Below are 12,284 nucleotides of genomic sequence, written 5' to 3'. Positions count from 1 at the left end.
CAGCTCCTATACTCGCTGATAATGGTACTCAGCTAAAATTATGTTGGTCAGTTGGACCAAAAAGTCCTTGATCTAAAGGACTATTCTCACTGTATTAATTAATACCCATACCGCTAAAAGTAGCAGTAACAGGTGTTCCACCAGTAGGTGTAAAAGTTAAGGTACAAGTAACCGTAGCTCCAGGGGCTATTACAGCAGAAGTAATTGCATATACCCCCCCATTTGTGGGTTGTCCTCCAGCCAATACAGTCCAGGTATTGCAATTCGTTACTGCTACGCCCTTCGCACTGTTTGCCGTACGTGCAGCAAAATTAACTGACATGGCAGATGATAACCCCCCTGCAACGCCATTAACTGCGGCCTGAGCAGCATCAGATTTTAAGTCAATATAAAGAGGTACTGCTACCACGGATAAAATACCCAGAATTACAATCACCATTACTAATTCAATCAGGGTAAAGCCCTTTTGCAAGTTCATCAGTCACTCCCATATAAATCACGTACATATCACATCGTTTTGACATTCAAAATCGATGCAATGCATCCATTTGATTGGCTCTTAAGTCCATAATTAAGTATAGACCAGTATTTGTAGTAAACACAAACCCTATTTATAAAAGCAATAAAGCTAAGTAATTGACTAATAGCCAATTTTTATCAGATATCAATTAATTGTTACTTGATTATCCGAAATGCGTAATTCACGATATAAAATCGTGGATTAACATTAGAGTCTTTTGACAATTGCTTCTAGAGCCTACGTTCCGCGCTTTATGCGCGGAATCCAGACTCAGATTGAGTCAACAATAGAATTATTGACTCAGAGTATGTATGGATCCCGCGCATAAAGCGCGGGAAGTAGGTTATTCAAGATGAATTATCAACAGCCCCTAGTATATATGGTATTAACAACCAGCCGTATTTATTGTTATAACCGGTGCGTTACCTGCTGCTGTTGATGCAGTATAAACAACATTGCACGTAGCTGGAGTTGGAGCCCCTGCTGCTGTCCATGTTGCTGTAGTAGCAGTTTGGGTTAGAGTAAAACCTGGTACTGGTACATAAGATATCGCCACATTGATACCTCCAGCAGCTGATGCTGGATATTTATGGAGCAAAGTTACAGTAGCCCCATCCATAATAATAGAAGCAGTAGAATCAGGTAAATTATTTACGATAACCGCTGAATGAGTTATTTGACTGGCTGAAGCCACAGAACCCAAAATACCATTTAAAGCTGAGATTCGTGCTTGAGTAGTAAAATCATAATACTTGGGAATTGCCACTGCAGCTAAAATTCCTAGTAGTATAATGACAATAACTAATTCAATAAGAGTAAAACCACGTTGCTTCACCATTATACTCCTCAAAAAGTGTAAATAAGTACTGTTTTCTCATCCCTAACAACTTACCACTCATGACAACCCCATAGACGCATATCCTGACACCATCTATAAGAACTCACTGTAAATTCAACTATACCCTTATCACAGTATAGATCAACTACAATTTTTTGATCAATATTTGACCAAAAATATCGTTTGCCACGAACTTTGTAGGTTAGTTGATGAAGAACAGGATTATATTGCCAATATCCGCTTTCCTGATCTTCTGGCGAAGCGAATCCCGATGCCTGGAAAATATAATCAGAATTATTCAGATAAGAGCAATCGGGATCAGTCTGCTTCAATAGTATGCTTTGGGAATGAGCCAGTTGCATTATCGTGTTAAGATTCATACTTACAGTAGTTCTTTCTACCGTAGCTTCAAGCACTTCAAAATAACGTAAGAGAGTACCCACCAATACTGCAATCAAACAAAGAACGATTGCCAGATGCATTCGTGTAAATTCATAGGATCGTCCTAAGTTAATCATCGTTTCTGTATCAAACTAGCCATGCTCCACATTGGCAAAAGAACACCAAGAGCAAGGATTAATACCATACCCGCCATCACAACCAGTAAAATCGGTTCGATAGCATCACTTAATCGGACAATGTCATAATTGATTTCCCGTTGATAATATTCTGCAACTTCATCCAGTAATTCGTCTATCGTTCCACTTTCTTCACCAAGGCTAATCATCTGAATAATTAAAGGCGGAAAAAGCTCTGTTTGAGTGATGGCAGCAGAAATTGTATTACCCCGAACGATTAAATCGGTAACAGACTTGATTTTATTTGCAACATAAAGATTCCCTGTTGAAGCCCCAACCATCTGAATGCCCTCGACAGCAGGGATACCGGCCCGTAAAACCAATGCAAGCAAGCGCGCGAATCGAGCAAGAAGAATACGATGTATCAGCCAGCCTATTATTGGAATCTTCAGTTGTAATCGTCCCCAGAACATCGCCCCTGAATCCGTTTTTACATAAGCACGAATCCCCAAAATAGTAAGTACAGCAAAACCAATCATTAAGTACCAATAGCTCAATATAAAATTGGAGCTGGCCATTAGAATACGAGTTGGTAATGGCAACTGACTTTGGAAACTGGCATACAACTTTGCAAATGAAGGTATAACAAAGACATTAATAATGATTAACGCAACCACTATCGCGACGATTACCATAGTTGGATAACGTAAGGCAGTTTTTACCTTTTTGGTAATGTCTACTTCAAGTTCAAGATAATCAGCAAGATGCAAGAAAATTTTGTCCAGATTTCCTGTATTTTCCCCAACAATTATCAAATTTAAAAAAAAGTCGGTAAATATATTTGGATATTGTGCCATAGCAACATGAAGTGATGTGCCTTTATTTAAAGTATGTAGAATTTGAATCAAAGCTTCAGATAAGGTTGTGTTATGAGTTGTTTCAGACAGTCGCTCTACTGAGGTAGCTAGAGGAATTCCCGCATGGAGCAATGAATACATTTGTCTGCAAAACATATGGAGTTCAGATTGAGGTACTTTAGATTCGAACCATTTAACTTTTTGTTTGGCCGGAGTCGAGCTCGTTGCCGTTGAAATTGAGATATCAATTGGAATAAGATTATCCGCTATGAGTTGGTTAGCAAGCTCTTCTGGATTCGCAGCGTTACGCTGTCCAGATAGTGCTTTACCATTTTGATCACGAGCCGTGTAAGTATATTGCGGCATTCCCTATTCCACATAAACGGATTGTTTTGTTCAATCCTCAAAATTTGCCATCACTAGATATAATATCAATCAAATGAGAAAAAATGGCAAGAACTCCTGTCGATACTGGCGTAAAATTCACCCTAATGAATAGTTAGTAGTCACTATGTTTCACACTATGTTATACTTGAAAGTAACTAAAACAAAATTGTGTGAACCGTGTTAAATCAAACTGATAAACATCCAAAATCATTACGCATATTTTTTGCTACAGAAATGTGGGAGCGATACGGCTTTTACGTGGTGCAGTCATTATTAGCATTGTATCTGGCCTTTCATTTTAAATGGCAGGATAAACAAATTTATGCTCTGGTTGGTTCTTTTACGGCACTCACCTACCTCTCACCTTTAGTCGGTGGATGGATTGCTGACAAACTGATTGGCCAAAAAAGAGCTACATTACTCGGAGCATTCGTTTTATTTTTGAGTTATTGTCTTTTATCAATTCTGGATAATAACCTTGCACTGACCTCATCCCTGGCAGGTGTCGCTGTTGGAACCGGGCTATTGAAGCCTAATATTTCCTCACTTCTAGGTAATGAATACCCTGTAGGTTCACCAAGAAGGGAAAGCGGGTTCACTATTTTTTATATGGGAATAACAACCGGTATTATTTTAGGTACTACCCTACCTAGCCAGTTAACTGAACTATTTGGTTGGTCAGGCTCCTTTATCAGCGCGGCAATAGGAATGATTATTGCCTTTATGGTCTTTCTGTATGGCGTCCATCAATATAAAATAAAAGACTATAATCCTTTCGTTTTTGAGTTCAAAAATATTGTGCTTGCGGTCATCTTAATGACTGGGTTATGGGCTTTATCGTTCTATATCCTGAATTATCCCAAACTGGCGAATTTAATGTTTGGTTTAGTCGTGTTATTTTCAGCAGTATATATTTTATACTCTGTGAATCGAGAAGACTCCAATCAAGCGCGTCAAACATTGGTCATTGGATTACTGTGTATTATATCGGTGATGTTTTGGGCTTTTTATTTCCAAATGTTCATGTCATTGACTCTCTTTATTTCCCGAGTAGTGCAACCCACTTTATATGGTATTCAATTCCCGCCGCCCTATTACATTACGATACAAAGTATTGGAATGCTCATTATTGGCTATTTTTTAGCTAAAAAACATCATCATCTCAATCTGATTGAGCGCGGATTAAGTACGGGAAAAAAATTCGTACTGGCCATGATCTTCATGACTATAGCCTACTCCATTATTGCAATAGTAAGCACCTTTAGTAATAAAGCCATTTTATTATCGCCACTACTTATTATTCCAGCTTATCTAATGATTTCGTTGGCTGAACTATTCCTTTCCCCAGTAGGTTTATCAGCAATAACCGTTCTTGCAGATAAAAATAAAGTAAGCACAATGATAGGAATATTTTTCGTGTCACTTGGAATTGGTGGATTTCTGTCTGGAAAATTAGCATCTTTAACGGCCATTCCGCCAGGCGAAACGGATATCGCCGTGCTTAAATCGCTGTATTCCGCAGCATTTACTCAACAGTTAAGCATCCTTTTTGTTGCAACACTAGGATGTCTGGTTCTGTTTGCAGTCATAAAATTTTTGTTAACTGATATTCAGGTATCAGAATAATGAAGATTAACCCTTTTTATATAAACCATTTGCTGATATCATTTGGCGCTTTTTGATGGAAGATTAACACACCTATGTCTGATCAGAACCTTATGTTAAATACCTTATTGAAATCACTCGAAGACATCCAGGCTATAGATGTCAAAGTGATTGATGTCCATAAACAAACAACCATTACTGACTATATGATCATTGCATCTGGTCGTGCATCACGCCATGTAAAAGCTATAGCTCAAAAAGTAATGGACGATATGAAGATGTCTGGCTTACCTGCTCTCAGTTCTACTGGGCTGGAAAGTGGTGATTGGGCTTTGATTGATTTTGGAGACTTCATCCTTCACGTAATGCAAGCTGAAAGCAGACAATTTTATAATCTTGAAGGATTGTGGGAAGAGCAACCAGGTTCCTGAACTCTATATGCTAAAAATTACAGTCATTACCCTGGGTAATAAAATGCCTGACTGGGTAGTCAAAGGCTCAAATGATTACATCAAACGATTCAAAGATGGCATTCAGTTAAAAGTTATTGAAATCCCTCTAATTAGTCGGAGCAAATCATCTGATCTATCACGAATCATGGAAAAAGAATCCGCCATGATCCGTGAAGCATTACCTAGCGGGGCACGTATTATTGCTCTGGATATTGAAGGAAAAAGCTTCAGCAGTGAAGACTTATCCATAAAAATTTCCCAGTTACAACAGATCTCCAGCCATTTTTGTTTCATCATTGGTGGTCCCGAAGGACTTACCAGTGAGATCCTTCGGCTCAGTGATGAACGTTGGTCCTTATCCAAACTAACACTCCCGCATCCATTGGTTCGAATTATTTTATTAGAAACCTTATATCGAGCCTGGACTATCATTAATAACCATCCATATCATAAATAGGGATTGGTAAATAAGTCCATTTTAAGTTACTATCAGCACTTTGGTTTGTACCCTAAACTTTACTGTGTGCGATGCCTCTGAATCAGTCGTTCAAAAATTATCGAGCAGAATCACAAAATCAGCGTTTCAGGCTTAATTTATTAGTGGCTATATTAATTATTTTGTCATTAATATTGGTTCTTAGATTAGCTTATCTGCAAATATCAGAATTCAAGCGCTATCAAACCCTGTCTTTAAAAAATCAAATGAGTATTATTCCTATAGCGCCACCCAGAGGCGTGATTCTTGACCGGAATGGAGTATTACTTGCAGAGAACGTTCCGGTTTATGTACTCGAAATAATTCCAGAGCATGTGAGTGACATGAAAAAAACTCTGGCTAAACTTCGTGAATTACTTCCTTCTATTACTGATGATGATATAGAAACATTTAATCGTGCGCGATCACAAAACCGCTCCTTCGTACCCATTCCAATCAAGCTCAAGTTAAGCCAGGAAGAAGTGGCTGTGTTTGCAATCAATCAATACCACTTTAAAGGAGTGAGTATCAAGGCTCGATTAATGCGCCATTATCCACTGGGTGAAATGACAGCCCACGCATTAGGTTATGTAGGCAGAATCAATATTGACGAATTAAAGAAAGTGGATCCTACCAATTACCGAGCAACCAATTTCATCGGTAAAGCAGGTGTTGAAAAATACTATGAAGATATACTTCATGGCAAAGTAGGCTACCAAATGACTGAAACTGATGTCAGTGGGCGTACACTTCGAGTCATCAACAAAGTGAATCCTCATTCAGGCGCCAAACTCTACCTCAGCCTTGATGTGAGACTGCAGGAGGCCGCCTATAACGCACTTAAAGATAAACGCGGCGCTGTAGTCGTCATTAATTCTCACAATGGTGAAATATTGGCGATGGTGAGTTCTCCCAGTTTTGATCCTAATATCTTTGTCGGTGGGGTAAGCACAAAGGATTATAAAATTTTATCCAATGCGTTGCAAAGACCTCTATTTAATCGAGCGGTACGCGGAGTATATCCTCCTGCCTCAACAATTAAACCGTTTGTAGGATTGGCCGGTTTGGATAAAGGCTTTGTGACTACAGCCACTGAAATCTGGGATCCAGGTAAATTCAAACTGCCTACAGCCAGTCATGTATACCGTGATTGGAAAAAAACAGGTCATGGAGTTATTAACTTTAAACGAGCGATTACTGTCTCTTGTGATACGTATTTTTATCAACTCGGCCATAAAATGGGAATAGCCAATATAGAAGACATGTTGGTTAAATTTGGCTTGGGTCAATTAACCCATGTGGATCTCCATGAAGAAGCCAATGGAATCATTCCCAGTGCACGCTGGAAAAAACAAACTAAAGGTGTTTCCTGGTACCCCGGTGATACGTTAATCTCAGCAATTGGCCAAGGTTTCATGTTAGCAACTCCTCTACAAATGGCTAATGCCACAGCTTCATTAAGCCAGCATGGACAACGATTCAAACCTCATTTACTCACTAAAACAGTCAATAGTGATAACGGTGAAATTGATGAATACAAACCCGTTGAAGAATACCCTGTTTATCTTAAAGATGAATCCAATTGGGATGTGGTAGCCGATGCCATGCATAATGTATTGACCAGTAACGAAGGAACTGGATATCGATTTGGCCGCAATCCACCGTACCCTGTTGCCGGAAAAACTGGAACAGCGCAAGTATTCAGTGGAAGACAATATGAAAAAACTAAATATGAAGACATCCCGGAAGCACTTCGAGATAATTCGTTATTTATCGCCTTTACCCCCGTGGACAAACCGGACATAGCTATTGCGGTGGTAGTAGAAAATGATGTCATTGCATCAACAGTAGCTCGTAAAGTCCTGGACGCCTATTACCAAATACATCCAATTAAAGTGAATCCATGAACAGACATCATTCTAAACCCGTATATCGATTTACAGCAAAAGCTTTGCATATGGATTTTCCATTGTTGGGTTTGTTACTGACTTTAATTACTTTTGGTCTTTTAATACTCTATAGCGCATCCAATGCGAATATGGGCATGATTTTACGTCAGTCCATGAGACTCATAATCGCCACTTTGATTATGCTGGTTCTCGGCTTTATTCCCCCTCATAAATACAAGATCTGGACTCCATGGATCTATGGTATTGGTTTAGGGCTACTCCTGGCTGTAATGTTAATGGGTAAAATTGGTAAAGGAGCGCAACGTTGGCTCGAGTTGGGGCTGTTCCGCTTCCAACCTTCCGAGATAATGAAACTTGCTGTCCCCATGATGGCGGCCTGGTACTTTGACCGACAGGCTCATCCCGGAAGTATCAGATCGATATCTGTTGCTTCCATAATCATTTTTATTCCTGCACTGTTAATCGCCAAACAACCAGATTTGGGGACGGCGATAATGGTAGCGGCTGCAGGATTGTGTGTGGTATTCCTCGCTGGAATTCGTTTTAAATTTATTTTATTGCTTGTCGTTCTTATGGGCTTGGCGGTTCCAGTTGTATGGCATGTAATGCATGACTATCAAAAGCAACGTGTTTATACCCTTCTTGATCCGGAACAGGATCCTCTGGGTTCAGGCTATCATATTATCCAATCAAAAATAGCTATTGGCTCTGGTGGGCTTATGGGTAAAGGCTGGTTGGAAGGCAGCCAGTCACATTTGAATTTTTTACCAGAACATGCGACAGACTTTATCTTTGCTGTAAGTGGTGAAGAATTTGGATTTGCAGGAGGGTTTGCGATTATTGCCCTCATTGTTTTGATTTCACTTAGAAGCTTGAATATCGCCAGCAATGCTCAAACTACATTTACCCGATTGCTTGCGGCCAGTCTCGCCATGTCCTTCTTTTTATCTGGTTTTGTTAATATCGGCATGGTCATGGGAATCATTCCTGTTGTAGGTATCCCTCTTCCTCTGGTCAGTTATGGTGGTACTGCAATGGTAACCTTTTTAGCCAGTTTTGGGATATTAATGTCAATCAGCTCACATCGGATTTTGTTTAACAGCCTGAATTAAACCAATCAGCATATTAGGATCTGTTGACAATTCCGACTTCGACGTCCCGCGACTTGTTCGCGGGATCCCGTTCGATCTTGATGAATACATTATGTTTGTTAATGATACTCGATCTCTGGATCCCGCGAACAAGTCGCGGGACGTTGGAAATAAATAGATGAATTGTCAACACACCCTAGAAGAATATAAGCCAAAGTTATCTTTTCACCATAGAGTTCGAACCTTGATAAAAAGTCAGATTTGAGTGCTGATTAAGCGAAAAACTCTCTAAAAAGCACAGTATAGATGGCGATGTGAGCATTTATTAGAGAGCATTAATCCCAAGATGAGCCAAATATGACTTTATCTTGAGTTGTGGTGAATAATTACAGTCAAAGCAACGCGGCAACCGGTGCATAGCTTCGTCTATGAATCATACATGGACCCAGGCGAATCAAAGCCTCTCGGTGCGCAACAGTTGGATACCCTTTATGGCCAGCAAAGCCATATCCGGGGTATATTTTATCTAGTTCTTCCATTTCCTCGTCACGTAATACCTTCGCCAATATGGAGGCTGCGCTAATCGCGGGAATTAAACTGTCTCCCTGCACAATCGCTTTGCAAGGGATACTGATTTTTGGAATATGTATGCCATCCACCAGAACGGCTTCAGGTTGAATAGGCAAGGCTTCTATAGCACGCTGCATTGCCAGTAAGGTAGCATGATGTATATTCAACTCATCAATTTCCTCTGCTTCAGCACGCCCATAAGCAAAAGCCAAAGCCTTTTCCTGAATTTGTAACGACAACAGCTTTCGTTTCTTCTCACTCAGTTTCTTTGAGTCAGCCAGTCCTTCAATAGGTTCTTTTAAAATCACTGCCGCGGTAATAACAGCCCCTGCTAATGGACCACGACCTACTTCGTCCACTCCCGCCAACAATAGTGCATTATCAAAATCCATTGCATTGCTCTCTGCTAATAGTAAGATGTAAGATAATACCTAGATAAAATTGATTTATCACCTAAGAAATGCGATCATGCGTACAAATAATTATCAAATGATTAGCAATGAGTAAAATTCGATGCGCAGTAGTTGGTGTCGGCTATCTAGGTCGATTTCATGCACAAAAATATCAATCAATTCCGAATGCTGAATTAGTTGGCGTTTGTGATGTTAACTCTGATGTAAGTAAAGCAGTAGCACAGGAGCTTAATGTTACTCCATTTTTTGATTACCGTGATTTATTTGGTAAAGTAGATGCCGTAAATATAGCAGCCACTACAAACAGACATTTTGAAATTGCAAAAGCCTTTTTAGAACAAGGCATACATGTATTAGTCGAAAAGCCAATCACCGAAACAGTAGCTCAGGCGGAAGAGTTAATACATATTGCTGCTATTCATAACGCCAAATTACAAGTTGGACATCTGGAGCGATTCAATTCTGCCCGGCTTGCGGTGGATCCTTATCTGGAAATCCCCTTATTTATTGAATCAGAACGTCTGGCTCCGTTCAATCCTCGGGGAACAGATGTAAACGTCATATTGGATTTAATGATCCATGACATTGATATTATTCAGAACATGGTAAAAAGCCCAATCACTTCTATTGTTGCCCAGGGTACACCCATATTAACCAAGGCAATTGATATTGCCAACGCCAGAATTACCTTTGAAAACCATTGCGTCGCCAATGTAACAGCCAGCCGCATCAGTTTTAAAACAGAACGTAAAACACGAATCTTTCAACACAACTCTTATATTTCTATTGATTATCATAAAAAGCAATTCGCTGTTTTTAAAAAAGGGAATGGTGAAATGTTTCCTGGTATTCCTGATATTACCAGCGTCTCCCAGGAGTTTGAAAAAGGCGATGCTTTATTGGAAGAAATAAAAGCCTTTGTCAACTGTATTGAACAGGACAGTCAACCATTGGTTACTGGAGAAGAAGGACGTTATGCTCTTGAAACAGCGGAGCAAATAACGGCGCTAATTCATAATAATCTCACTGAACGTTATGCAGAAAGCTAAACACATTGTAATTATTGCAGGTGAAGAATCTGGCGATATCCATGCATCCGCTCTGATTAAACAGTTAAAAGCTGCTTATCCAGATATACGCATCAGTGGAATTGGTGGTAAACACATGCAGGAGGCGGGTGCTGAATTGGTATCTGATCTTGCACGTTATGGTGTTACTGGCTTAACTGAGGTTGTACGCTATTTAAATATTATCCGTAACGCGTTAAATACTATTAAAAAACATCTTGTAACACAAAAGCCTGATTTGTTAATTCTTGTCGATTATCCGGGTTTTAATTTAAGATTAGCCAAGTATGCCAAGAAGGAATTAGGGCTTAAAATACTCTATTATATCAGCCCACAAATTTGGGCCTGGAAAGCAAATCGCATTCATACAATCAAAGAATGTATTGATAGAATGGCCGTGATTTTGCCTTTTGAAAAAGCCATTTATGAAAAAGCAGGTGTACCAGTAAGCTTTGTCGGTCATCCCCTGGTAGAAAAAATGTCGCATAGTACCGATACACTTTCCAGCAGAGCAACATTAGAACTGCCTAGGGATGCACGTATCTTTGCTTTACTTCCAGGTAGCCGTACACATGAAATAGAACGTCATATGCCTGTTCTTAGAGACACTGCCAGACTAATCCATCAAAAAGACCCTGGCATTCATTTTGTTATCCCAATTGCCGGTACTATTAACGCAGATAAAATTACTTCCTATTTTACAGGATTGAATCTACCGGTGACCTTTATTAAAGGAAAAGCTATCGAATGCATGGCTGCAGCCAACTTTGTAATCGTTGCTTCTGGAACCGCTTCACTCGAATGCGCCCTTCTCGAAAAACCCATGTGCATTATCTATAAATCCTCATTCTTAACCTATCACATGGCAATGCTTCTGATTAAAGTTAAGTTTCTTGGTTTATGCAATCTTCTGGTCAATAAAATGATGGTTCCCGAGTTCTTGCAATATGATTGTAACGCCATTGAATTATCTCGATATATTTCAGATTTTCATCACGATCCGAAGCAACCGGATAAAATGATAAATCAACTGTCTGCTTTAAAAGAGTCTTTGTCTTTAAAAAAATCCGACTGCTCGCTGTTTGAACTTGTAGAGAGTGAATTGTCCTAATAAAATGCATAGTTTTAGTTGGAAAATCTAGATAATCAATTAGCCTTCATGTACAATTAATTTTGCTTTCATTAATACGTGTAAGCAATTGGACTGTATGATTTAATTAATAATAAGGAAGTTAAGATGAATGTCATTGATACACAAGCGACTACTCAAAGTACCAAACAAGAACAAGGTTTACAAGATTTAGTGTACAGTTTGGTCACCCGCTTTCTTGCCGAAAATAAAACAAAATCAATTGATGATCTCTATGACATGATATTGTCAGAAGTTGAGCCACCTTTACTTCAGGCTGTTATGGAAAAACGCCGTGGCAATCAATTGCAAGCTGCTAAGATGTTAGGAATCAGCCGTGGTACAATCAGGAAGAAATTACAACGTTATTTCGGCACCAAGTATTTTCGCTTGACTGACGAATAAGATATATTTTATTCGCGATAGGCTCGTTTAACGAGCCTTTTTTTTAT

The 12,284-nt window shown here is 39.4% G+C and carries 13 protein-coding genes; 8 read left to right on the top strand and 5 right to left on the bottom strand.

The features are described from left to right. Positions 1-94 precede the first annotated feature (94 nt). From Lqua_RS18875 to Lqua_RS04755, 4 genes are all read right to left on the bottom strand, one after another. A complete protein-coding gene (locus Lqua_RS18875; protein ID WP_058473145.1) occupies positions 95-478 on the bottom strand; it encodes a pilin in 384 nt (127 codons plus the stop codon). Positions 479-905: 427 nt separating this feature from the next. After that, complete coding sequence (locus Lqua_RS18870; protein WP_058473144.1) at positions 906-1,358, bottom strand: type IV pilin protein; 453 nt, start codon at positions 1,356-1,358, stop codon at positions 906-908. Positions 1,359-1,408: 50 nt separating this feature from the next. Further along, positions 1,409-1,876 carry a hypothetical protein gene (locus Lqua_RS04760; protein WP_058473143.1) on the bottom strand — a complete coding sequence of 156 codons (468 nt, stop codon included), beginning with the start codon at positions 1,874-1,876 and terminating at the stop codon, positions 1,409-1,411. Continuing rightward, entirely contained in the window at positions 1,873-3,099 is a 1,227-nt protein-coding gene (locus Lqua_RS04755; protein WP_058473142.1) for a type II secretion system F family protein, read from the bottom strand. The genes Lqua_RS04760 and Lqua_RS04755 overlap by 4 nt, the downstream gene beginning before the upstream one ends. 198 nt (positions 3,100-3,297) lie before the next feature. On the opposite strand from Lqua_RS04755, the gene Lqua_RS04750 reads away from it, so the two are divergent. The 5 genes from Lqua_RS04750 to rodA all read left to right on the top strand — a co-directional run bounded on the left by Lqua_RS04750 (position 3,298) and on the right by rodA (position 8,674). Beyond that, positions 3,298-4,746: a peptide MFS transporter gene (locus tag Lqua_RS04750; RefSeq protein ID WP_115148738.1), complete on the top strand. Its 1,449-nt coding sequence runs from the start codon at positions 3,298-3,300 to the stop codon at positions 4,744-4,746. A 74-nt stretch (positions 4,747-4,820) separates the two neighbouring features. Further along, entirely contained in the window at positions 4,821-5,156 is a 336-nt protein-coding gene (gene rsfS, locus Lqua_RS04745) for a ribosome silencing factor (RefSeq protein WP_058473141.1), read from the top strand. Positions 5,157-5,163: 7 nt separating this feature from the next. Next, positions 5,164-5,634: a 23S rRNA (pseudouridine(1915)-N(3))-methyltransferase RlmH gene (rlmH, locus tag Lqua_RS04740; protein ID WP_058473140.1), complete on the top strand. Its 471-nt coding sequence runs from the start codon at positions 5,164-5,166 to the stop codon at positions 5,632-5,634. Between the two features lie 71 nt (positions 5,635-5,705). Then, positions 5,706-7,559, top strand: a complete 1,854-nt coding sequence (mrdA, locus tag Lqua_RS04735; protein ID WP_058473139.1) for a penicillin-binding protein 2 — start codon at positions 5,706-5,708, stop codon at positions 7,557-7,559. Next, complete coding sequence (rodA, locus tag Lqua_RS04730) at positions 7,556-8,674, top strand: rod shape-determining protein RodA (RefSeq protein ID WP_058473138.1); 1,119 nt, start codon at positions 7,556-7,558, stop codon at positions 8,672-8,674. The genes mrdA and rodA overlap by 4 nt, the downstream gene beginning before the upstream one ends. A gap of 371 nt (positions 8,675-9,045) precedes the next feature. On the opposite strand, the gene rnhB is transcribed toward rodA, so the two are convergent. Further along, positions 9,046-9,615 (bottom strand): ribonuclease HII, encoded by a 570-nt coding sequence (rnhB, locus tag Lqua_RS04725; RefSeq protein WP_058473137.1) that lies wholly within the window; start codon positions 9,613-9,615, stop codon positions 9,046-9,048. 107 nt (positions 9,616-9,722) lie between these two features. Here rnhB and Lqua_RS04720 point away from each other — a divergent pair, with 107 nt between their 5' ends. From Lqua_RS04720 to Lqua_RS04710, 3 genes are all read left to right on the top strand, one after another. Further along, on the top strand, positions 9,723-10,685 hold the full coding sequence (locus Lqua_RS04720; RefSeq protein ID WP_058473136.1) for a Gfo/Idh/MocA family protein: 963 nt from the start codon (positions 9,723-9,725) through the stop codon (positions 10,683-10,685). Continuing rightward, a complete protein-coding gene (gene lpxB / locus Lqua_RS04715) occupies positions 10,672-11,814 on the top strand; it encodes a lipid-A-disaccharide synthase (protein ID WP_058473135.1) in 1,143 nt (380 codons plus the stop codon). Before Lqua_RS04720 ends, lpxB begins: the two co-directional genes overlap by 14 nt. 126 nt (positions 11,815-11,940) lie before the next feature. Then, positions 11,941-12,237: a helix-turn-helix domain-containing protein gene (locus tag Lqua_RS04710; protein ID WP_018576869.1), complete on the top strand. Its 297-nt coding sequence runs from the start codon at positions 11,941-11,943 to the stop codon at positions 12,235-12,237. Positions 12,238-12,284: the final 47 nt, after the last annotated feature.

Source organism: Legionella quateirensis (assembly GCF_001467955.1).
GTDB lineage: Bacteria > Pseudomonadota > Gammaproteobacteria > Legionellales > Legionellaceae > Legionella > Legionella quateirensis.
Note: the sequence above shows the minus strand (reverse complement) of the source record. Positions and strands in the feature narration are given on the sequence as shown.